The following is a 21,498-nucleotide window of genomic DNA, read 5'->3' as shown; positions in this document are numbered from 1 at the left end:
GAAGTATGAAGTCACTTGAGGAATTAAAAGCGATAAGAGATAGAGTGCAGAACCAAATGGGAGTAAGAAATGAAACTGGTTCTCAAATGCGTGTAGTAGTTGGAATGGCAACTTGTGGTATTGCAAGTGGTGCTAGGCCTGTTTTAAATACCTTGGCAGATGCAGTAAATGAAAAAGGATTAAAAGATATAGTTGTTACGCAGACTGGTTGTATTGGATTGTGTCAATATGAACCTATAGTAGAGATTTATGAGCCAGGTCGCGAAAAGGTTACTTATATAAAAATGGATCCGGAAAAGGCTAGAGAAGTATTTGAACAGCATATTGTAAGAGGCCTTATTGTAAGTAAATATACATTAGATTCAACAGAATTGTAAGGAGGGAATTATAATGGTTCGTTCACATGTATTGGTTTGTGGTGGTACAGGATGTACTTCCTCCGGAAGCATGAAAATAATAGAGGCTCTTGAAGATAACATCAAAAAGGTAGGTCTTGAAAGTGAAGTTGCGGTAGTAAAGACTGGATGTTTTGGCCTTTGCGCTTTGGGTCCGGTAGTACTTATATATCCTGATCAGGTGTTTTACTCAATGGTCAAAACTGAGGATGTAGAAGAGATTGTAAAAGAACACCTTGTGAAGGGGCGGATAGTAAAACGTTTAGTATATGATGAAACGTTAACTTCAGAAGGAGTAAAAGGATTAAATGACACTAATTTTTATAAAAAACAAAAACGTATTGCACTAAGGAATTGTGGATATATTAATCCTGAAAGTATTGATGAATACATTGGTACAAGGGGTTATGAAGCTTTAGGTAAAGTTCTTACTGAAATGACTCCAGATGAAGTAGTACAAACAATTTTAGACAGTGGACTTAGAGGCAGAGGTGGTGCTGGATTTCCAACAGGAATGAAATGGAAGTTTGCTTCAGGAAATAGAGGCCAAGTTCAAAAATATGTTTGCTGTAATGCAGATGAAGGCGATCCGGGAGCATTTATGGATCGATCTGTATTAGAGGGTGATCCTCATGTTGTGCTTGAGGCGATGGCAATAGCTGGTTATGCTATTGGTGCAGATCAGGGGTATATTTATGTTCGTGCTGAATACCCAATTGCAGTTGAAAGATTAAAGATTGCTATAAATCAGGCAAGGGAATATGGGCTATTAGGTAGAAATATTTTTGGGACAGATTTCAACTTTGATATTGAATTACGACTTGGGGCAGGAGCATTTGTATGTGGCGAAGAAACTGCGTTAATGACTTCGATTGAAGGCAACCGTGGAGAACCAAGACCAAGACCGCCATTTCCAGCAGTAAAGGGTTTATTTGATAGCCCTACTATCCTTAACAATGTTGAAACTTCAGCAAATATTCCTCAGATTATTCTAAATGGACCGGAATGGTTTGCTTCAATGGGTACTGAAAAATCAAAGGGAACAAAAGTATTTGCGTTAGGAGGAAAAGTTAAGAACACAGGACTTGTGGAAGTACCTATGGGAACAACTTTAAGAACTGTCATTGAAGAAATTGGCGGTGGAATTCCTAATGGAAAGAAGTTTAAGGCAGCTCAGACAGGCGGCCCTTCAGGTGGATGTATTCCTGCGGAGCATTATGACATTGCAATTGATTATGATAATCTGATTTCCATAGGCTCCATGATGGGTTCTGGTGGACTTATTGTTATGGATGAAGACAATTGTATGGTTGATATTGCTAAATTTTTCTTAGATTTCACTGTAGATGAGTCTTGTGGAAAATGTACACCATGCAGAGTTGGAACAAAAAGAATGCATGAAATCCTAGAAAATATTACAGAAGGTAAAGGTACTCTTGAGGATTTAGATAAATTAGAGGAATTGGCATATTATATTAAAGATAACGCATTATGCGGGCTTGGTCAGACTGCTCCAAATCCAGTATTATCAACACTTAGATTCTTTAAAGATGAGTATATTGCTCATGTTACAGATAAGGTCTGTCCAGCAAAAGTATGTAAAGCATTGCTAACTTTCAAAATTGATCCAGATAAGTGCAAAGGGTGCACGTTATGTTTAAAGATTTGTTCAGAAGGTGCAATTAGCGGAGAAACAAAAAAGGCTCATGTTATTGATACGAAGAAGTGTATTAAGTGTGGAGCTTGTTTAAATAATTGTCATTTTGGTGCAATAACTAAAGAGTAGGAGGGAAGGTCAGAATGGAGAATATCGCGGTTAAAATAAATGGGATGGAAATTTCTGCTCCGGCTGGATCCACTATACTTGAGGCGGCCCAGCTGGCACATATTGAAATACCAACATTATGCTATTTAAAAGATATAAATGAAATTGGTGCATGCCGTATGTGCGTAGTTGAAGTTAAAGGAGCGAGGACTCTGGTTGCTGCTTGTGTACATCCTATTACACCTAATATGGAGATTATAACCAACAGTAAAAGAGTTTTAGATTCCAGAAAGAAAACATTACAATTGCTTATGTCTAACCATACTATTGATTGCTTTTCATGTGGAAGTTCAGGTAACTGTGAGCTAATCAAGCTTTGTCATAAGCTACATGTAGACGATTCGGCAAAATATGCAGGCTCTATGCCGGAAAGAATGTTCGACGATACTGCTATACATATGGTTAGAGACAGCCATAAATGTATTCTATGCAGAAGATGTGTTGCTATGTGTGAAAAAGTACAGGGAATCGGTATCTTAGGAGCTAATGGAAGAGGCTTTGATACTATTATTGATACTGCATTCTTTTTGGATTTAGGTGTTACTAGTTGTGTTAACTGTGGACAGTGTCTAATGGCTTGCCCAACTGGTGCTATATCAGAGAAGGATCAGACCGATGAGGTGTTTGAGGCGATTAATGATCCTGATAAATATGTAATCGTGCAAACAGCGCCATCAGTGAGAGCAGCACTTGGTGAAGTGTATAAACTTCATATTGGTAGTGAAGTAGAGGGTAAAATGGTAACAGCTCTTCGTATGCTTGGATTTGATAAAGTATTTGATACTGATTTTGCTGCCGACTTAACGATTATGGAAGAAGCAAATGAGTTTTTAAATAGAGTTAAAAATGGAGGTACATTACCGCTTATAACTTCGTGTTCCCCTGGATGGGTTAAGTTTTGTGAGCATTTCTATCCGGATATGATTGAACATTTGTCTTCTTGTAAATCACCTCAACAAATGTTTGGAGCAATTACCAAGACTTACTTTGCTGAAAAAATGGGAATTGATCCTGCTAAAATCGTGAGTGTCAGTGTGATGCCTTGTACAGCTAAGAAGTTTGAGCGAACAAGAGAAAATCAGGATGCATCTGGATATCCTGATGTTGATATTGCCATTACAACAAGAGAACTTGCAAGAATGATTGACCAAGTAGGTCTTGATTTCACTAACCTTCCAAACGGTGAGTTTGATAATCCTCTGGGAGAATCAACTGGTGCAGGAGTAATCTTTGGAGCTACTGGAGGTGTAATGGAAGCTGCACTTAGAACTGCAGTAGAAACATTAACAGGCGACGAACTTAAGAAACTAGATTTCTCAGAAGTAAGAGGTACAGAGGGAATCAAAGAAGCTACTTATAATGTGGCTGGTATGGACATTCATGTTGCCGTTGCTTCAGGTCTTGCGAATGCAAGGAAAGTAATGGACCAAATTAAATCTGGTGAAGCAAATTATCATTTTGTAGAAATGATGGCTTGCCCTGGAGGATGCGTAAATGGCGGGGGGCAGCCTAGACATAGTGCAAGAACTAAAAATAAATTTGATATTAAGGCAATGCGTGCAAGTGCACTTTATGGAATTGATGCTTCAAAACCAATAAGAAAATCCCATGAAAATCCTGCAATCAAGAAACTTTATGCAGAATATCTGGGAGAACCAGGAAGCCACAAGGCACATGAAATTCTTCATACGACTTATGTGAAGAGAAAGATTAATAAATAGCACTTTAAGACTGGTATCAGATTTCTGATACCAGTCTGTATTTTTGCAATACTGATTTTTTACATAGTCTGAAGCTGTTCTAATTGCTCACGGAGGATTTTTTGATTTTCTTCAGAGGTTTTAGTTGGGTCGCTACGATTATAGCGTTGGCAAGGCAGGCTTTTACATTGGCCACAGTGAGAAAAGAATTTTTTATTGATGCAGCAATCATAAATGTCACATATGGAATCATCAGTGTATTCTATCCAGTAGGGTTTACCTTTGATTGAAGGACAGCCTGTACATTCATCGGGATAATAGTTACAATTCGAGCATTCCACACCACAGCAACTAATAATTCTTTCCATCTTTATAGCCTCCTGATTTAAATAACGAATGGTCTTATTTTGTTTAATCATATCATAAGTATAACATTAAAGCTTCATAGTTTGTATACAGTGATTTTTTTTCTATGTTATGATATACTTTTTATAAACTATTTCAATTTCCTAAATAAAATTGAAGGAAAGAGGAATTCTAAGAAAATAAATTGTATAGTAAGGAGCGGGGGGAGATATATGTTTGGTAAGAAAGAAAAAGAGAAATGGCGCAGTGGAGTTTATTTATGTACTGCAAAAGATAGTTTTGAAGCAGATTTGCTAGAATCAAAATTACGAAGTGAAAATATTCCTTGTGAGAAACGTTATCAGGGAGCCAGCAACTTTCTGGAAATAGCCATGGGCGCCAATAGCGCGTTTCCTATAGATATATATGTACCGGAAGAAACAATTGAAGATGCAAAGAATGTTATAGTGGCTGTGCCGCTGGAGGAAGACATATAGAAGGTATTGATTTTAAGTAATATTTGGTATATGATATAAGTGTATAAAAAAGTAAGTTCATATTGGTTAGTTTGATATATGTAGAAGGGACGTGAGAGCATGGATGGAATTTTATCTTCATATATGGGAATGCAGGCACTAGAACTTCAACAATCCGTATCAATGTCGGTGCTTAACATGGCTATGAGTTCTCAAACACAGGTTATGGAAGAGATGATAACCGATATGCCAGATGTGGCACAGAGTATGCCGGTTGCTGAAGGTGAACTTGGTTTTAATTTAGACGTTTATGCATAGGTTAGAGTTAAATTTGTAATGCAGCGGCTACATATAAAGAATTTTGGATTCTGATATGTGGTCGTTTTTTGATTATATAGGAAATATTGATTACCATATTAGTGTAATTTGAAAGGAAGACTCATGAAAGCAATTATTCCTGAATTTGATGAGAAATCAACTAGGCCCCTTTATTTACAATTATATGATTATATAAAAAAAGAAATATTATCAAATGAAATGAACCCAAATGAAAAACTTCCTTCGCTAAGAAGTTTGGCAGAAAGGCTGAATCTTAGCATAACTACAGTAAATTTAGCATACAGCCAGTTGAATGTGGAGGGCTATATATATAGTAAACCACAATCTGGATATTACGTAAGTAATATCTTACACAGAGTTGAAGAGGCTTCTTTTAATGAAAAGGATGAAGTTGAGAAAAATAGAGAAACTGAATATTCACTATTCCCTGTAGATGTGGAAAAAAGAGATGAATCTTCAGTCTTTCAGTATGATTTGTCATGCTTTGACTTTAATAAATGGAAAAAATGCATGAACAAAGTATTTACTGAATATCCACATCTGCTTATGTTTGAAAGTGATCCACAAGGTGAATTAGCTTTGAGATATGAGATTTCGAAATATATATATAGATCCAGAGGTGTAATTTGTAATCCTGAACAAATTGTAATTGGTGCAGGAACACAACAGATTACTAGTCATTTATGTTTAATACTGTCAAAGCTTGGGATTAATCATGTAGCGGTGGAGGAACCAGGATATTTACCTGTTAAAAACATGTTTAGGGATAGGGGGTTTGTTATCACTCCCGTTGATGTGGACAAGGAAGGCATTGAAATTGACAGGCTTCCGTCAAACATAAGATCTGCAGTGTATGTAAGTCCTTCAAACCAATTTCCTACGGGTGCAGTGATGCCTATAGGAAAAAGATACCAATTGTTAGATTGGGCAAACCACAACAATAGTATAATAATTGAAGATGATTATGATAGTGAGCTTCGATACTTTGGAAAGCCAGTACCCGCATTGCAGGGTTTGGACAACCGCCAGAGGGTGGTATATTTAGGCTCTTTTTCATCAACTTTATTTTCCTCCATAAAAATCAGCTATATGGTGCTGCCAGAGAGAATGGCTGATATTTTTAAAGATATAAGTCATGGTTATACTCAAACTTGTTCTAAGACAGAACAACTTACATTAGCTTTATTTATGGAACACGGACTTTACCAGACAAATATTAAGAAGTTAAGAAATTTATATTCCCAGAAGTTACAAAAGGTTTTAGGCTCTATTAATAAATATGGAAGGGGAATAATAAAACCTACCAATACTTCATCAGGAATTAACATGATAATAAATGTAGATAGTAAAAAGAGTGTAGAGCAGCTATGCAATGAGGCTAAAGTATTAGGTGTATCAGCTACACCGGTTTCTATATATGCAGATGACCCTACGGGCCAGCAATTGGCAGCCTTAGTATTTTATTATAATCAAATTCCTATTAACGAAATTCAAGACACAATAAAGTCATTAATAGAAAAATGGACATCCGTTTAATCATGAAAAGAAGGAAAGGATTTTAATTTGGAAGACACGAATATTTATGATGTGATAATAATTGGCGGAGGGGCTTCTGGCCTTTTTTGTGCAGCTGCCTATGGAAAAAAAATAAAAGGTTTAATTTTAGAAAAATCAAATTTTACAGGTAAAAAACTGCTTATGTCAGGTGGCGGACAGTGCAATATTACTCACAGCGGTGACATTAAGGAATTTGTAAAACATTATGGGCAAAGTGGCAAAAAAATTCGTAGTTGTTTATATAAATTTAATAATCAAGCTGTGGTTGATTTTTTTGAGGCCAAGGGAGTGCCTATGCTTGAAAGGGAAGATGGTAAGATTTTTCCTAAATCTTTAGATGCACGAGACGTTTTAGATGTACTTAGATCCTGTGGCGGTGCCAATGGATTTACTGTAAAGTATAAACACTCTGCTTGTAAATTGCACTACTTAAATGATAAATATGTAATTATTTGTGATGATTTAGAAGAAAATGAGCAAGTAAAATTTGAAGCTTACAAAGTGGTTTTTGCTTCAGGTGGATGTTCTTATCCTTCAACGGGCTCAGATGGCAGTGCGTTTAGAGTTTTAGAGGATTTAGGTATTGAAATTATGAAGCCAAAGCCTTCGCTTGTTCCTATTTTTGTGCAGGAGTATCCTTATAGTGAGTTGTCTGGAATTTCTTTCTCTCCCGCATTAATTAAAGTGAGGGGCATAGAAAACTGTGATGATTTATTACTTACTCATACAAACTTTTCAGGTCCTGCTGCAATTAATATTTCCCGTTATGTAAACACGGGAGATCAGTTAATTATTAATTATTTCCCGGGAAAAAGTTTTGAGGAAATATTTACCGATTTTAAGCAGAAAGTTCCAAAAAATAGTAAACAGACGATTAATTTTCTGTTAGAATATTTAGGTACGGCAATACCGAAGCGTTTTGTTGAAAAAATTTGTGAACGTATAGGGATTGAAAGCAGCCAGAAAGCCTCCAGCTTAACTGGCAAACAACTTAAAAGGCTGGCAGAACTATTTACTAAGGATACCTTTTCTGTCAGTGGTACAGGTGGCTTTAATATGGCAATGGCAACAGCAGGCGGAGTCTCATTAGCAGAAGTTAATTTAAAGACGATGGAATGCAAAAAATATCCTGGACTTTTTATAATTGGAGAGGTTTTAGATGTAGATGGAGATACGGGTGGATATAATTTGCAGTTTGCATGTTCCAGTGGATATTTAGCGGGAAATATAACTTAATTAAATTTTTTATATCATATTTTGGGGGGAGAAAAAATGAAACGCATTTTAGAAAGATTTATTGATTACGTACAGATTGACACAGAATCTGCTGAAGATGCAGGTGTTGTGCCTAGCACAAAGGGCCAGTTTGACTTAGCTCATAAACTGGCAGAAGAATTAAAAGGTTTGGGTGCAGTTAATATTAAAGTTGACGAACACGCTTGTGTTACAGCTAAGGTTACAAGTAACCTAGGGAGTGGTAAAAAAGCACCAAGTATTGGATTTATTGCTCATTTAGATACAGCACCTGACTGTTCAGGTAAAAATGTAAAGCCGCAAGTCTTTGAAAATTATGACGGCGGTGAAATTATTATTAATAAAGAAAAGGATATCGTTTTAAATCCTAAAAATACACCAGAACTTTTGGATTATGTTGGAAACACTATTGTTACCTCAGATGGTACAACACTTTTAGGCGCTGATAATAAGGCTGGAATCGCAATAATTATAGATGCTCTAGAGAATATCAAAAATAACCCAGATATAAAACATGGAGATATTTGTATAGCATTTACTCCAGACGAGGAAGTACAGGGTGGAGCAGAATTGTTTGACATTGAAGGCTTTGGAGCTGATTTTGCATTTACAATTGATGGAGATGGCATTGGTGAATTTAATCATGAAACTTTTAATGCTGCTGATGCACATGTTGAATGTAAAGGAGTATGCATACACCCAGGAGCAGCTAAAAACAAAATGATTAATCCAATCGTCCTTGCCAACGAGTTTTTATCTGCATTACCAAGAACGGAAGCTCCAGAAACTACAGAAGGAAGAGAAGGCTTTTATTATGTATATGAAATCTCTGGCGACACAGATGTTGCGAAGATAGATCTTCTTTTAAGAGATTTTGACAGAGATAGCATGGAAAATAGAATGACTTTCCTTAGAGCAATTGTGGCAAAGATTAATGAAAAGTGGGGAAAGGATTATGTAACTATTGATATAAAGACACAATATTACAATATGAATGATTTCCTGGAAGGTCAGGAGCATATTATTGAGACAGCTATAGAGGCATATAGACAATGTAATCTTGAACCGAGAATAGTGGCAGTCAGAGGAGGTACAGATGGTTCGACATTATCCAGAAGAGGTCTTCCTACTCCAAACTTATTTGTAGGTGGCCATAATTATCATAGCGTATCTGAATTTGCATCAGTGGAGGCTATGGAAAAAGCTAAAGATGTTGTAATTAAAATATTAGAATTATATGCGGAAAAAGCTTAACTTAAGTGATTTAATATATAGGGGGCATATTTGATGCGCAGCATGAATCAAAATGGTATAACCAGTTATTTACTTCAGCATAATGAATGTAACCCTATATCTTTTCATATGCCAGGCCATAAAGGCTCTGATTTATATAAAAGGTATGGGTATGAGTATTTTCTTAATCATATCATGGATTGTGACATTACAGAGATTGATGGAGCAGATAATTTATTTCAGGCAGAAAGTATTATCATGAATACTATGAATATGTATAAAGAACTTTATCAAGTTAAGAAGTCCTATTTACTTGTAAATGGAACCAGCTGCGGCTTGATAGCTGCTATTATGTCCTCTGTGAAGTCAGAAGGTAAGTTAATTATGGCGAGAAACTGCCATAAATCTGTATTTAACGCTCTCACACTGGGAAATATTTCTCCTGTATATGCCTATCCAGAGCTTATTGGAGAATTTGAAATTAGTGGAGAAATATTACCTACAGAAATAGAAAAGTTACTGGAAGAAAATCCTGACGCTGAAGCAGTAATCATTCCAAGCCCTAATTACTATGGAATCTGCAGTGATATAGAAGGAATTGCAGAGATTGTTCATAAAGCAGGGAAGCTATTGATCGTGGATCAGGCTCATGGTGCTCATTTAAAGTTCTTTAGCAGATTTATGGAGTGTGAAACTGGTTTGGATAAAGAGTGGCATTCATTGCCCAGACCGGCTGAAGAGTGTGGTGCGGATATTGTTGTGAACAGCATTCATAAAACATTAGCCTCTTTTACGCAAAGTGCAGTTATGAATGTAGTTACAGATAAAGTTGATTTAGGTGTACTTGAGGATAAACTACAGACAGTTGAAAGTACAAGTCCTTCCTATTTGCTCATGGGATCGTTAGATATTAATGCTGATTTGATTAAAACGAATGGCGACCATTTAATAAAAAAGTGGAGAGAGAATCTAATGGATTTTTATAGGGAAGCAGACAAGATTAAAGGCTTAAGGATTATTAATACAGGAGCCAATATGGACTGGACGAAAATAAACCTGAATATGAGCCAGTGTGGTATATCAGGGCATGAATTAGAAAAGCTGTTGATGGAAAAGAACATTTTTGTAGAACTTGTAACTGGGAGTATTGTCATGTGTATGACGGGCATTGGCAATGTTAAATCGGATTATGAAAATTTACTCGAAGCTTTAAGACATATAAGCAGTGTAAATTTAAAATCTCAGAAACTAGAATACAAAAACGAGAAAGATAACTTTTCTGAGTTAATAAAAGCTATACCAAAGCAGGAAATATTGCATAAATTACCAAATGAAAAACAGTATGTAGCTTTAGAGAACGCACAGGGATATGTTTGTGCCAGTTCCATTATTCCATATCCACCAGGAATTCCTCTGATTTGCCCAGGGGAAATAATTAGTAAAGAAGCAATAGAATATGTAAAGGCACTTAGAACTGCTGGTGAAAAAGTGATGGGAATTAATGAAAATAACCAAGTAGTTGTCGGAAAGTAAAGAAGCTTGTAAAAAAGGCAGCTGGATAGAGAATATCCAGCTGCCCTTTTTTATGAAAGATGTTATTTAAAATATTTTGAGATAAAGCCTGGTGCATTGTCAAAATCATAGAAAATACTATCAGAATGAGTTTCTGTAACTCCATTCATTTGTTTGAAAACAATATAGCCCTCATAATATTTATCAAAATTGTTTTGCGAACTATAATACGTATTTAAAACTTCTTGAATTTGTTTTTTATCCGTAATTATAAGTTGCTTCGTATTTTCTTCCCCTATTTTTTGAGATTCTTCTGTATAGTACTCCTTGTCATCTATAGAGTTGCTTTCTTTAGCTTTATCAACATTTATTTCAGAAAATACAATTTTTTGTATCATATCTGCATTATATTCTAAGTATTTAGAATAACCATTGTCTTTTAACCATTTTACTGTATTAACATCCGTTAATAAAACATTTAGATCTAAAGTGCTTTTCTGAATTTTATCTTTTTCATCTAAGGACTTATAATCAAGATACATATTGCAATAAGAATGTTTTTTACTTAAGTAGTCCTCATATGTTCTATGTTGGAAGTCCTTCTCCATTGCATTTAGTAAACCAGAAATTTTAGTAGTATCGGTTATTATAAGGTTAGCAGCAGCAGTATCATCATAAAAATAAATATTACTTAAAGTCATTCGGGTCATTTCTTCATTGTTTAAATTATTAAATGAAAAATAATTTTTAAATTCTGTTGATTCATAAAGCTGTTTAAGTTGTTTATTATTAATCATTTCTTTATAGGATAAAGTATATAATCTTTGTAAACCTAAAGGATTAGATATATCATAATATAAGCTAATGGGATAGGTTTGTATGTTTAAGCTTTGTTCCTTTTCTATTTTACTTTTTTTATTAACGATATCCTGATGCAATGCTATTAATGCTTTAACATTTTTAGGGTCACTGTAATAAAAACCACTAGTATTGGATTCAGAACGTAGAGGCCTAAATGAATTTATGGTGTATCGCCCGCCATTATTTATAAAATCGAAACTTGTTGATACTATGCCGCTAACCTTGCTTATATTTGGAACTCTGTTTTCAAAACCCATTAAATCTAAGGTTATTGAGCAAATAAAAAGGGAGGCAATCAAGGCAAATAATCCAAAACTTTTTATAGATTGTTTATTAAATACACGAGGAGTTTTAAGTACAATCATTCGGCCAATAATAAAGGCTATTATTGCACCGGCTATAAGTCCTGCATAAAAGTATGCATCACCTGTCTGTGTGTCATTATTACTATTGCTTAAAGACTTAAAGTAATAACCCATCAAAGACATACCGAAATATGCAATTAAGTAACATATAATGGGTATCATGAAATTAAATATAATTGAGTCACCAGATTTCTCCATTTGACGTTTTTGGTATAAGAAACCTGAAACGATTAAAATAAAAAGAGTTAATACTATGTAATATATCTGAAACGGGAGGGTAAAGCTTTTGTCACTGGCAAATACTTGTGTAAAAGGGGATAAACCAATAAGTATTTTTTCATGTATACCCGTTGAAGTAAATCCAAATAGGTAATTTGAACAATAGGTTATAAATGTTAAGTATAATGCTGGAGCAAGGAAGTTAAATCCAAAGGCTAACACCAGGTGCATAACAGTATTACCTGTTATCATACCAGCAAATACGGATATAGCATAAATAACTAATACGATTAAGAGCGATTGCCAAAACCACTGAAGTACATTGCTTCTAGTGAAAATATTTATAGCACTGTCTGTTAAGGCTGATGTTTTTTCATAATCAACATACATATAATAATCATAAGTAGGCTTTGCTATAGCTTGAAGTATAAGTTCATTTGCTATAAGTGGAAGCAAAATTAGGATTAAACCAGAAATCAGACTGCTATTAAAAAGCTGAGCTCTTGTAAACGGCATAGAATGCATTGTTGTTACTGAACTTGAGCTTTGAAGATATCTGAATACTATTACCGCAGCAATAATAGGCAGAGTTAAATGTATAGCCATAAAAAAAGGCTGCTTGTTTGTCAGGCACATTTCAATATAACTGTACATATTAGTTATATCCCCATAACTCATTAAAATAGGAAATACACTTGACAAAAAATATGCTAAAAAAGCTATAGCAGGTATTGCCCAAAATCTTCTAAGATTCTCTTTTATTAAAGGCATAGAAACGCTAAAATATAATGCTCTGGATTTCATTGTCAGCACCTCCTAATTCATATATAAATATTTCTTCAAGAGTAAGAGGGAGTATGTCAAAAACAACAGGTTTACTTTCAAGGATAATTTCTTCTACAAGCTCTTTTTTATCTCGTATAATAAGTAAATCTACGGTTCCTCTTATTTCATGGTGAAGAACGTTCAAATTTTTATAAGGGTTTTCGGGCTTATCTTTATAGGCTACTTGAATTTTGTGTATGTCAGATTTTAACTCATCTAAATCACGTTCCATAACCATGTGGCCTTTTGAGATAATACCTATTGAATCACATATTCCCTCTAGTTCTTTTAAATTGTGCGAAGATACAAAAACAGTCATTTCTCTTTCAGCCACATCTTCTACAATATATTTCCAGACAATCTTTCTTACTATTGGGTCAAGACCATCGATAGGCTCATCTAAAATTAGATAATCAGGCATTGTTGACATAGTTAATATAAATGCCGCCTGCTTTTGCATTCCCTTAGAGAATCTTGCCAGCTTATTTCTCTCATTTAGATTAAACTGAGTTACCATATGATTATATCTTTCCTGACTCCAGCAAGGGTAAAGTGACTTGTAAAATTTAGACATTTCCTTTAGGTTGTAAGTAGAAAAGAAAAATAAGTCATCCGGGATAAATCCCATTTTTTGTTTCACATCTTTATTGTCAAAAACCTCCTCACCATCAATAAATATTTGACCTGAGTCGGGTTTTATTATACCAGTAATATGTTTTATAATAGTAGTTTTTCCCGCACCATTGGTGCCTATCAGACCATAAATAGATCCTTTGTTTACGTTAATGTTTAAATCAACTAAGGCTTTAAACTGGTCAAAGTTTTTATTTACATCTATCACTTTAATCATTTATTGTCACCTCTTTCTTCAAGTAATTGAAGAACCATCTCTTTTATTTCTCCAAAGTTTAAACCAAGGAAATATAATTCTCTAAGATCATTTTTTATTCGATTCCTAATTTCCTCTAGTTGGGCGGGACTTATGGTTGTTTTTTTAGGAACAGCAACAAAAGTACCTAGACCAGTAACTGTATAGACATAACCTTGAGATTCAAGCTCACGGTATGCCTTCTGAATTGTATTTGGGTTTACTGTAAGAGTTTTAGATAATTCTCTGACAGAAGGCAATTTATCTTCAGGCTTTAAAATTTCTGCTATAATTAATTCTTTGAGGTTATCAACAACTTGTTCGTATATCGTTTTTCTGCTCTTTAAATCTAGCTGGAACATACAAAGCACCTCCTTTTATAATATTACAAGTGTACTACGTGAAATAGTACAGTGTCAATTGTAATTACAAATAGTAAGCTTAAATGCTTGATTTTATTTGCATAACGTAATACAATATATAGTGAGTTTTTGTTCAGAAGAGCAAATAAAATATAAAATTATTGTATTAAAAAATATATTTCACATAAAAGGAGAAGAAGTTTATGTCAAAGTTGATAATTCCTGAGGGTTATACCCCAGTTATTGATTACATGGAGAGCCAGAGAGCTATTAAAAAAATTAAGGATTTTTTTCAGCAGGAGCTAGCTTATGGATTGAGTCTGCGAAGAGTTTCCGCACCACTTTTTGTTTCACCTGAAAGTGGGCTTAATGATAACCTGAATGGTGTTGAAAGAACTGTAAGTTTTACCCTTATGGATATGGATGAAGCAAAAGTCGAAGTGGTCCAATCTTTAGCTAAGTGGAAGAGGATGGCCCTTGGGAAATATAACATTGCACCAGGTCAGGGTATCTATACAGATATGAATGCTATCAGAAGAGATGAAGAACTAGATAATTTACATTCCATATATGTGGATCAGTGGGATTGGGAAAAAACAATTACTAAAGAGCAGAGAACTGAGGAATATCTGGAAGAAACAGTAGTAATTATCTACAATGCTTTGAAGAACCTTGGGGACTATGTAAACAGACTATATAGGGGACTTCAGACCGAATTACCAAATGAAATAACATTTATTACTACTCAGGAACTAGAAGACAGATGGCCAGATAAAACTCCGAAGGAAAGAGAAAACCTAATCGCAGAAGAAAAGCGAGCAGTTTTTATTAAAAAAATCGGTGATAAGCTTAAATCAGGAGAAAAACATGATGGAAGAGCTCCTGACTATGATGATTGGCAGTTAAATGGAGACATTATTCTTTGGGATGAAGTTCTTAATATGGCGTTTGAAATTTCCTCCATGGGTATCAGAGTAGATGAAGAGGCTATGGAAAGACAGTTAAAATTGGCAAATGCTGAAGATAGAAAAAATTTGGATTTTCATAAGGCTATATTAAATAAGAAAATGCCTTATTCAATCGGAGGAGGCATTGGTCAGAGTAGATTATGTATGTTCTTTTTAAGAAAAGCTCATATCGGAGAGGTACAAGTATCAGTATGGCCTGAAGATATGATTAAGGAATGTCAGGAAAACAATATATTTTTATTATAATATCTTATAACATTAATAATAAAAATTAAAATGATAATTCTGCAACTGTGATTTTAAGGGCTATGGCAGCTTTTTGAGTCACAGTTGTATATTTTTGCAGCAAAATTAGTATATTAGGAGGAGCAGCAGGCTAGTGGATGGTTAAATCAGAAATCGTGTTGAGTTTTATTTAAACGTATGATATAGTATATTATATTGCCCAAAATTTGCTAAAAATAAGTTAAGATAGGGAATAGAAATTGAAAGGGGAATTTAGTTAATGGATGAAGAGAAAAATGGAACAATGTTTAGCGAACAAAATCAGAGTGGTGTAAGGTTTTATTCAATGGACGCAAAAAAAACGCCTAGTAAAAAATCAAGAATTAGAAAGAGCCTAATAATTTTTGCAATTATTCTGGCAGTGTTTGCTATAATAGGGGTTGCAGCTAGTAGATTTGATATAAATGATACGAGTAGTAGTAGCAGTGGAAATGCCTACCCTGATGATGCATATATTGCAAAATTAAGTGTTGAAGGAACTATTTCATCGGCCAATGGCAGTGATTATTTTGGAACACCTACAGGATATCAGCATCAGTGGACTTTAGATACGATTGATGATTTAATGAATGATAATAATAATAAAGGTATTATTTTATTTGTAAATAGCCCAGGTGGTGGAGTTTATGAAAGTGATGAGCTATATTTTAAGATAAAAGAATATCAGAAAAACACTGGAAGACCAGTTTATTCGGCTATGGGAACTATGGCTGCATCAGGTGGTTACTATATATCAGTTCCATGTGATAAAATAATTGCTAATAGAAATTGCTGGACTGGTTCAATTGGTGTTACTATTGGTACTATTTTTGATTTTTCAGGGCTTCTTGAAAAGTATGGAGTAAAAACGAATACCATTACATCAGGAGCAAATAAAGCCATGGGAAGTTCCGTACAGCCAATGACAGAGGAACAAAAGCAAATTTTTCAATCTCTTGTTGATGAAGCCTATGATCAGTTTGTTGGTTTAGTTGCTGATGGACGTCATATGGATATAGAAAAAGTAAGAAAAATAGCGGATGGAAGAATTTATACTGCAAAGCAGGCCTTATCATTAGGTTTGATTGATGAAATTGGAACCTTTGATGAAGCAGTAGCGGATATGGAGAAAACTTACAAGCTGGGTGATTGTGAAGTAACAGAACTAAATAATAATGATACTTCACTATTGGGAACATTATTTGGAAAAATAAACATTCCAGCAATGAACTCTAAAGGTGATGTGTCAGCTATTGTGGAATTAGTGAAAGATGAAAATGAATTCCCGGTAAGTTACATGTGTGAAGCGTTAAAAAATAAAAAATAAAAAATCTAAAATAAAAGAGCAGTGTCAAGAAAAAATACTTGACACTGCTCTTTACTTATGTTAAATTTGAAAAGGTGTCAAGTAAGATAACTTGGCAGGGTAAAAAGGAAAGAGGAATTTGTAATGTTTGATAAAATTGCAGAAGTAAGCTTATTATATGATTTTTATGGTCAGTTGCTTACCGCAAGACAAAGAGATGCTATGCAGCTTTATCATGAAGAAAATCTTTCACTTTCGGAAATTGCACATGAGTTTTCTATTAGCAGACAGGGTGTTCACGATGCCTTGAAAAATGCAGAAAAAGCATTATTTGAATATGAACAAAAGCTTGGACTGGTTGGCAAATTTGCAAAAACCCGATCGGCGGTATTACAGATTGATAACAAGCTAAACGTGCTCATAAAAGAAAATAACGAGAACCAAGATTTAATAAATAAATTAGAGGACATCAAAGGAATCATTGACAGGCTTGAGGAATAATGAAATTGGAGGTCCAGATGGCATTTGAAAGTTTATCAGATAAGCTGCAGGGCGTATTTAAAAAATTAAAAGGAAAAGGTGTACTTACAGAAGCAGATATAAATGAGGCTATGCGTGAAGTAAAACTAGCACTTCTAGAAGCCGATGTGAATTTTAAGGTGGTTAAGGATTTTGTATCAGCAGTAAAAGAAAAGTCACTGGGAAGTGATGTACTTGAAAGTTTGACCCCTGGACAGCAGGTAATAAAAATTGTAAATGATGAATTAGTTACACTTATGGGTGGGGCTAACAGCAAACTGACTTATTCACCCAGAGGCTTCACAGTACTTTTGATGGTAGGGCTGCAGGGTACTGGTAAAACTACTACCTGCGGAAAGCTTGCTAATTATCTTAAGAAAAATGGCAAAAAGCCTATGCTTTGTGCATGCGATATATATAGACCAGCAGCTATTGATCAGTTGGAAGTAGTTGGAAGGAACGTTGACGTTCCTGTATTTACAATGCGAGAGTGCAGAGAACCGGAAGTTATAGCGGAAAAGGCGATGAAAGAAGCTGAACTGAAGGGGTATGATGTATTAATTGTGGATACAGCCGGAAGACTTCAGATTGATGAAGCTCTTATGGAAGAACTGGTTAGAGTAAAAAAAGCTATAAAGCCACATGAAATACTATTGGTAGTAGATGCGATGACAGGTCAGGATGCTGTAAATGCAGCAACTGGTTTTGATGAAAAGCTTGGAATTGACGGAGTTATTATGACTAAGCTTGATGGTGATGCCAGAGGTGGTGCTGCACTATCAGTTAAGCAGGTAACAGGAAAGCCAATAAAGTTTATTGGTATGGGAGAAAAGTTTGATGCATTAGAACCTTTCCATCCAGAGAGAATGGCTAGCAGAATTTTAGGCATGGGTGATATGCTCAGCTTAATTGAAAAGGCTCAGGAAACTTTTGATGAATCGAAAGCAGAAGAACTGGAAAGAAAGATTAAGAAAAATGAATTTACTTTAGATGACTTTTTGGAACAGATGGCACAAATTAAGAAAATGGGTGGAATTGGAAAGATTTTAGACATGATCCCAGGAGTCAGTTCAAAGGCAATGAAGGACGTTAATCTTGATGAAAGTCAAAAAGAGTTTGCACAAATGGAGGCAATCATCTTGTCTATGACAAGGTCAGAGAGAAAAGATCCATCTATTTTAAATGCAAGCAGAAGGAAGAGAATTGCAGCAGGTTGTGGACAGCCTGTTAGTAAAATAAATAATCTTATAAAGAAATATGACGAAGCAAGAAAAATGATGAAACAGTTTGTTAATGCTTCGGGAAATAAAAAGAAAAGAATGTTTAGAGGTTTTTAAATTCAGCAAATCGAACTGGGTTTAGATATATATTTTTTAACTGATAATTTAGGAGGAATAATAAAATGGTAAAGATTAGATTAAAGAGAATGGGAGCTAATAAAAAGCCTTTCTACAGAGTAATAGTTGCAGATTCAAGAGCGCCAAGAGATGGTAAGTTTATTGAAGAAGTTGGAACATACAATCCGCTAACAGATCCTGCTACTATCAACATTGATGGAGAGAAAGTAAAGAAGTGGCTAGGTAACGGAGCACAGCCTACAGAGACTGTAAGAGCTCTTTTCAAAAAATCAGGAATCATTGAATAAGAAAGCGGTGAACTTTAATGGTAAAACTCGTTGAAGCAATTGCGAAGTCACTTGTTGACGACCCAGCTGCCGTTGAGGTTAAAGAGGTTGAAGGCAGGCAGGCTATTGTAATAGAACTAAGAGTTGCACCCAATGATATGGGAAAGGTAATTGGCAAGCAGGGGAGAATCGCGAAGGCTCTTCGTACTGTTGTCAAGGCTGCCGCAACAAAAGCAAATAAGAAGGTAGTTGTAGAAATAGTACAGTAGGAACATTCTGCATATAAGATATAAGAGGGTATTTCAAGGGTTGAAGTCCCCTCTTATTTGAATTTTTACGATACTAAGTATAAAATTGATTGATTTGAGGATATTTCAAATATGGAAAAAATTAAAATTGGACAAATTGTAAATGCGGTTGCCCTCAGGGGAGAGGTTAAAGTTTATAATTATTCGGATTACAAAGAAAGATATGAAGAATTAGATTATATTTATGTAGAAGAAAAGAAAACAAATATTGAAAAAGTCCGATATATGAATGAAATGGTAATTTTAAAGCTTGAGGGCGCAAATGACAGAAATGCCGCGGAAGCTTTAAAAGGTAAGAGCGTTTTTATTGGGGAAGATCAGCTTAGAGTACTTCCTGAAGATACTTACTATGTTAAAGATTTAATTGGTCTTGAAATTAGAGATCAGGAAGATAATAAAATTGGAAAACTTAAAGACGTGATACAAAATAGCGCACAGGATTTGTATGAGATTGAGCTTGAAAGTAAAAATACAACTCTGATTCCAGCAGTGGAGGAGTTTATTTTAGATATAAATGTTGAGGAAAAGTTTATAAGAGTTAAACTTATTGAAGGCATGTTAGATTTGTAGGTAAAAATGTAATGAAGATAAATATACTTACACTTTTTCCGGAAATGTTTGACCCCGTCATAGGTGGTAGTATTTTGGGAAGAGCGAAGAAAAAGGGAATACTGGATGTAAATCTTATAAATATTAGGGATTTCAGTCAGGATAAGCATAAAAAGGCAGATGATTATCCTTTTGGAGGAGGGGCTGGCATGGTAATGCTGGCGGACCCAGTTTTTCGTGCAATGGAATCGATTAAGGCTCAAGGAAAAAAAGCTTTATATATGTCCCCGAGAGGGAACGTAATTAACCATGATAAGATAAAAGAACTTTCTAAAGAGGAAGAAATCGTCATACTATGCGGGCACTATGAAGGCATTGATGAAAGAATATTGGAACATTGGAATATGGAAGAAGTTTCTATAGGAGACTACGTTCTAACAGGAGGCGAACTTCCAGCAATGGTTCTGATTGATTCGGTTGCCAGACTGATTCCAGAAGTCCTGGCCGGAGAAGAATCTGCGCAGGAAGAATCCATTTATTCTGGGCTGCTGGAATATCCTCAATATACAAAACCCAGGGAATATAGGGGAATGATGGTACCAGAAGTACTTTTTAATGGAAACCATAAGCTGATTGCCTTGTGGAAGTTTGAAAAGTCTCTCGAGCTTACAAGAGAACGAAGACCTGACTTATTTCATAGGTATTTACTCCAACATGGAGAATTATCTAAAGAGGAACTCAAAATATTAAAGAAAGTTGAAAGTACAGTCAAAAAGGTGTAAAATAATAAAGGTGAGTATTTTGACAAAAGGAAAAAAAAGAGGCTTACTGCTTTATATTATAGTGCTGATTGTGTTGGGTATAATAACAGAGCTAGTACCTGAAGTTACAGGGGCACTTACGAAAACAGAGATACTTCAATATGAGAATATGCAGATAACGGATGAGGTGACTTGTTACTTCGTTCGAAAAGAGACTGTGCATTTGGCGTCTAATGCTGGTGCTATCAATTACTATATTGAAGATGGTGTTAAAGTAAGAAAAAATACAAAGATTTTAGATATAGCACCTCAATCCGCTGGGAGCGATACCTCTAAATATGCGGATATAGTTACCCGGCTGGGTAGTTCAGATGTAACGCTTACGCAAATGAATAGTGCACAAAACGGAATATTAAGTTATTACGTTGATGGATATGAAGGCTATTTTACTCCTGAAAAAATGGATAGTATAAAGTACAAAGACATTGAAGATACGAAAATCAAGCCTGTAAACTTAACTAGAAAAAACACCTTGGCAGGGGAGCCCTTGTTTAAAATCTGTGAAGGCAATTACTGGTATATGCTTGCTTGGGTTGATCCTGGCAATATATCAAAATATGAGGTGGGAAACTCAGTAAAAGTAGACTTACCTTTGGGACAGATAAAAGCTAACATTGAAAAATTAGTAGATCAGGGAGACCATTGGCTTGTTATAATGAAAACCACCATGTACTATGAAGATTTTGCTAAAATAAGAAGCGCCAATGCAAATATAATAACTCAGGATTATTCAGGAATTAAAGTTAGAAATTCTAGCATGACAACAAAAGACGGCGTTGTAGGTGTATACATAAAATCTAAAAATGGAGATTTTGTTTTTAAACCTGTGAAAATCATAACAAGTGATGGGGACTATTCTCTTGTCTATGTTTCAAGTTTTTATGATAAGGATGGCAAAGAAGTCAAAACTGTAGAAATTTATGATGAAATATTAAAAAATCCGAAGAAGGATTTTAAAAGCTCTGTGGATTCTAAGAATCCTGCAGGAGCTAGTGAATAATGA

General features: G+C 35.0%; 22 protein-coding genes. 18 read left to right on the top strand and 4 right to left on the bottom strand.

Going from position 1 to position 21,498, the window contains the following annotated elements; genetic code table 11:
• The first annotated feature begins 5 nt into the window (after window positions 1-5).
• Genes RTW14_RS16880 through RTW14_RS16870 form a run of 3 tightly spaced genes read left to right on the top strand, consistent with a single transcriptional unit; the run spans window position 6 to window position 3,941 of the window.
• Window positions 6-377: a (2Fe-2S) ferredoxin domain-containing protein gene (locus RTW14_RS16880; protein WP_312653622.1), complete on the top strand. Its 372-nt coding sequence runs from the start codon at window positions 6-8 to the stop codon at window positions 375-377.
• A 13-nt stretch (window positions 378-390) separates the two neighbouring features.
• Entirely contained in the window at window positions 391-2,181 is a 1,791-nt protein-coding gene (locus tag RTW14_RS16875; protein WP_312653620.1) for an NADH-quinone oxidoreductase subunit NuoF, read from the top strand.
• A gap of 14 nt (window positions 2,182-2,195) precedes the next feature.
• A complete protein-coding gene (locus RTW14_RS16870; protein ID WP_312653618.1) occupies window positions 2,196-3,941 on the top strand; it encodes an NADH-dependent [FeFe] hydrogenase, group A6 in 1,746 nt (581 codons plus the stop codon).
• 59 nt (window positions 3,942-4,000) lie between these two features.
• On the opposite strand, the gene RTW14_RS16865 is transcribed toward RTW14_RS16870, so the two are convergent.
• Window positions 4,001-4,288, bottom strand: coding sequence for a DUF3795 domain-containing protein (locus tag RTW14_RS16865; RefSeq protein WP_312653616.1), 288 nt, complete (start codon window positions 4,286-4,288; stop codon window positions 4,001-4,003).
• 210 nt (window positions 4,289-4,498) lie between these two features.
• Here RTW14_RS16865 and RTW14_RS16860 point away from each other — a divergent pair, with 210 nt between their 5' ends.
• From RTW14_RS16860 to RTW14_RS16835, 6 genes are all read left to right on the top strand, one after another.
• Entirely contained in the window at window positions 4,499-4,762 is a 264-nt protein-coding gene (locus RTW14_RS16860) for a putative signal transducing protein (RefSeq protein ID WP_312653614.1), read from the top strand.
• Between the two features lie 99 nt (window positions 4,763-4,861).
• Window positions 4,862-5,059, top strand: coding sequence for a putative motility protein (locus RTW14_RS16855; protein ID WP_312653612.1), 198 nt, complete (start codon window positions 4,862-4,864; stop codon window positions 5,057-5,059).
• Between the two features lie 123 nt (window positions 5,060-5,182).
• On the top strand, window positions 5,183-6,616 hold the full coding sequence (gene pdxR, locus RTW14_RS16850) for a MocR-like pyridoxine biosynthesis transcription factor PdxR (RefSeq protein ID WP_312653610.1): 1,434 nt from the start codon (window positions 5,183-5,185) through the stop codon (window positions 6,614-6,616).
• 27 nt (window positions 6,617-6,643) lie between these two features.
• A complete protein-coding gene (locus RTW14_RS16845) occupies window positions 6,644-7,873 on the top strand; it encodes an NAD(P)/FAD-dependent oxidoreductase (RefSeq protein ID WP_312653608.1) in 1,230 nt (409 codons plus the stop codon).
• 36 nt (window positions 7,874-7,909) lie between these two features.
• Window positions 7,910-9,145, top strand: coding sequence for a peptidase T (gene pepT, locus RTW14_RS16840; protein WP_312653606.1), 1,236 nt, complete (start codon window positions 7,910-7,912; stop codon window positions 9,143-9,145).
• A 33-nt stretch (window positions 9,146-9,178) separates the two neighbouring features.
• On the top strand, window positions 9,179-10,657 hold the full coding sequence (locus RTW14_RS16835) for an aminotransferase class I/II-fold pyridoxal phosphate-dependent enzyme (protein WP_312653604.1): 1,479 nt from the start codon (window positions 9,179-9,181) through the stop codon (window positions 10,655-10,657).
• A gap of 62 nt (window positions 10,658-10,719) precedes the next feature.
• On the opposite strand, the gene RTW14_RS16830 is transcribed toward RTW14_RS16835, so the two are convergent.
• The 3 genes from RTW14_RS16830 to RTW14_RS16820 are packed head-to-tail and all read right to left on the bottom strand — an operon-like array spanning window position 10,720 to window position 14,136.
• Window positions 10,720-12,885 carry a hypothetical protein gene (locus RTW14_RS16830; RefSeq protein ID WP_312653602.1) on the bottom strand — a complete coding sequence of 722 codons (2,166 nt, stop codon included), beginning with the start codon at window positions 12,883-12,885 and terminating at the stop codon, window positions 10,720-10,722.
• Entirely contained in the window at window positions 12,860-13,756 is an 897-nt protein-coding gene (locus tag RTW14_RS16825) for an ABC transporter ATP-binding protein (RefSeq protein WP_312653600.1), read from the bottom strand. Before RTW14_RS16825 ends, RTW14_RS16830 begins: the two co-directional genes overlap by 26 nt.
• Complete coding sequence (locus tag RTW14_RS16820) at window positions 13,753-14,136, bottom strand: GntR family transcriptional regulator (RefSeq protein ID WP_312653598.1); 384 nt, start codon at window positions 14,134-14,136, stop codon at window positions 13,753-13,755. Before RTW14_RS16820 ends, RTW14_RS16825 begins: the two co-directional genes overlap by 4 nt.
• Window positions 14,137-14,339: 203 nt before the next feature.
• Between RTW14_RS16820 and asnA the strand changes: the two genes are divergently transcribed.
• The 9 genes from asnA (at window position 14,340) to RTW14_RS16775 (ending at window position 21,495) form a co-directional block, all read left to right on the top strand.
• On the top strand, window positions 14,340-15,350 hold the full coding sequence (gene asnA, locus RTW14_RS16815) for an aspartate--ammonia ligase (RefSeq protein WP_312653596.1): 1,011 nt from the start codon (window positions 14,340-14,342) through the stop codon (window positions 15,348-15,350).
• Window positions 15,351-15,609: 259 nt separating this feature from the next.
• Complete coding sequence (gene sppA / locus RTW14_RS16810; protein ID WP_312653594.1) at window positions 15,610-16,695, top strand: signal peptide peptidase SppA; 1,086 nt, start codon at window positions 15,610-15,612, stop codon at window positions 16,693-16,695.
• Window positions 16,696-16,818: 123 nt separating this feature from the next.
• On the top strand, window positions 16,819-17,175 hold the full coding sequence (gene ylxM, locus RTW14_RS16805) for a YlxM family DNA-binding protein (RefSeq protein ID WP_312653592.1): 357 nt from the start codon (window positions 16,819-16,821) through the stop codon (window positions 17,173-17,175).
• A 17-nt stretch (window positions 17,176-17,192) separates the two neighbouring features.
• Window positions 17,193-18,530 carry a signal recognition particle protein gene (gene ffh / locus RTW14_RS16800; protein ID WP_312653590.1) on the top strand — a complete coding sequence of 446 codons (1,338 nt, stop codon included), beginning with the start codon at window positions 17,193-17,195 and terminating at the stop codon, window positions 18,528-18,530.
• A 65-nt stretch (window positions 18,531-18,595) separates the two neighbouring features.
• Window positions 18,596-18,838, top strand: coding sequence for a 30S ribosomal protein S16 (gene rpsP / locus RTW14_RS16795; protein WP_312653588.1), 243 nt, complete (start codon window positions 18,596-18,598; stop codon window positions 18,836-18,838).
• A gap of 17 nt (window positions 18,839-18,855) precedes the next feature.
• The gene (locus RTW14_RS16790; RefSeq protein WP_312653586.1) at window positions 18,856-19,086 is read left to right on the top strand and encodes a KH domain-containing protein; all 231 of its coding nucleotides are present in this window, start codon (window positions 18,856-18,858) and stop codon (window positions 19,084-19,086) included.
• Window positions 19,087-19,197: 111 nt separating this feature from the next.
• Window positions 19,198-19,695 carry a ribosome maturation factor RimM gene (gene rimM / locus RTW14_RS16785; protein WP_312653584.1) on the top strand — a complete coding sequence of 166 codons (498 nt, stop codon included), beginning with the start codon at window positions 19,198-19,200 and terminating at the stop codon, window positions 19,693-19,695.
• Window positions 19,696-19,706: 11 nt separating this feature from the next.
• A complete protein-coding gene (gene trmD, locus RTW14_RS16780) occupies window positions 19,707-20,456 on the top strand; it encodes a tRNA (guanosine(37)-N1)-methyltransferase TrmD (RefSeq protein WP_312653582.1) in 750 nt (249 codons plus the stop codon).
• Between the two features lie 19 nt (window positions 20,457-20,475).
• A complete protein-coding gene (locus RTW14_RS16775) occupies window positions 20,476-21,495 on the top strand; it encodes an HlyD family efflux transporter periplasmic adaptor subunit (protein ID WP_312653580.1) in 1,020 nt (339 codons plus the stop codon).
• Window positions 21,496-21,498 lie beyond the last annotated feature (3 nt).

The sequence above is a fragment of the Aminipila sp. genome, from assembly GCF_032051575.1.
In the GTDB taxonomy this organism is placed as follows: Bacteria; Bacillota; Clostridia; order Peptostreptococcales; family Anaerovoracaceae; genus Aminipila.
Note: the sequence above shows the minus strand (reverse complement) of the source record. Positions and strands in the feature narration are given on the sequence as shown.

What these genes read in the sequence shown, in the direction of transcription:
- RTW14_RS16880 (WP_312653622.1), top strand. Translation starts at nt 6, where the DNA reads ATGAAGTCACTTGAGGAATTAAAAGCGATAAGAGATAGAGTGCAGAAC.
- RTW14_RS16875 (WP_312653620.1), top strand. Translation starts at nt 391, where the DNA reads ATGGTTCGTTCACATGTATTGGTTTGTGGTGGTACAGGATGTACTTCC.
- RTW14_RS16870 (WP_312653618.1), top strand. Translation starts at nt 2,196, where the DNA reads ATGGAGAATATCGCGGTTAAAATAAATGGGATGGAAATTTCTGCTCCG.
- RTW14_RS16865 (WP_312653616.1), bottom strand. Translation starts at nt 4,288, where the DNA reads ATGGAAAGAATTATTAGTTGCTGTGGTGTGGAATGCTCGAATTGTAAC.
- RTW14_RS16860 (WP_312653614.1), top strand. Translation starts at nt 4,499, where the DNA reads ATGTTTGGTAAGAAAGAAAAAGAGAAATGGCGCAGTGGAGTTTATTTA.
- RTW14_RS16855 (WP_312653612.1), top strand. Translation starts at nt 4,862, where the DNA reads ATGGATGGAATTTTATCTTCATATATGGGAATGCAGGCACTAGAACTT.
- pdxR (WP_312653610.1), top strand. Translation starts at nt 5,183, where the DNA reads ATGAAAGCAATTATTCCTGAATTTGATGAGAAATCAACTAGGCCCCTT.
- pepT (WP_312653606.1), top strand. Translation starts at nt 7,910, where the DNA reads ATGAAACGCATTTTAGAAAGATTTATTGATTACGTACAGATTGACACA.
- RTW14_RS16835 (WP_312653604.1), top strand. Translation starts at nt 9,179, where the DNA reads ATGCGCAGCATGAATCAAAATGGTATAACCAGTTATTTACTTCAGCAT.
- RTW14_RS16830 (WP_312653602.1), bottom strand. Translation starts at nt 12,885, where the DNA reads ATGAAATCCAGAGCATTATATTTTAGCGTTTCTATGCCTTTAATAAAA.
- RTW14_RS16825 (WP_312653600.1), bottom strand. Translation starts at nt 13,756, where the DNA reads ATGATTAAAGTGATAGATGTAAATAAAAACTTTGACCAGTTTAAAGCC.
- RTW14_RS16820 (WP_312653598.1), bottom strand. Translation starts at nt 14,136, where the DNA reads ATGTTCCAGCTAGATTTAAAGAGCAGAAAAACGATATACGAACAAGTT.
- asnA (WP_312653596.1), top strand. Translation starts at nt 14,340, where the DNA reads ATGTCAAAGTTGATAATTCCTGAGGGTTATACCCCAGTTATTGATTAC.
- sppA (WP_312653594.1), top strand. Translation starts at nt 15,610, where the DNA reads ATGGATGAAGAGAAAAATGGAACAATGTTTAGCGAACAAAATCAGAGT.
- ylxM (WP_312653592.1), top strand. Translation starts at nt 16,819, where the DNA reads ATGTTTGATAAAATTGCAGAAGTAAGCTTATTATATGATTTTTATGGT.
- ffh (WP_312653590.1), top strand. Translation starts at nt 17,193, where the DNA reads ATGGCATTTGAAAGTTTATCAGATAAGCTGCAGGGCGTATTTAAAAAA.
- rpsP (WP_312653588.1), top strand. Translation starts at nt 18,596, where the DNA reads ATGGTAAAGATTAGATTAAAGAGAATGGGAGCTAATAAAAAGCCTTTC.
- RTW14_RS16790 (WP_312653586.1), top strand. Translation starts at nt 18,856, where the DNA reads ATGGTAAAACTCGTTGAAGCAATTGCGAAGTCACTTGTTGACGACCCA.
- rimM (WP_312653584.1), top strand. Translation starts at nt 19,198, where the DNA reads ATGGAAAAAATTAAAATTGGACAAATTGTAAATGCGGTTGCCCTCAGG.
- trmD (WP_312653582.1), top strand. Translation starts at nt 19,707, where the DNA reads ATGAAGATAAATATACTTACACTTTTTCCGGAAATGTTTGACCCCGTC.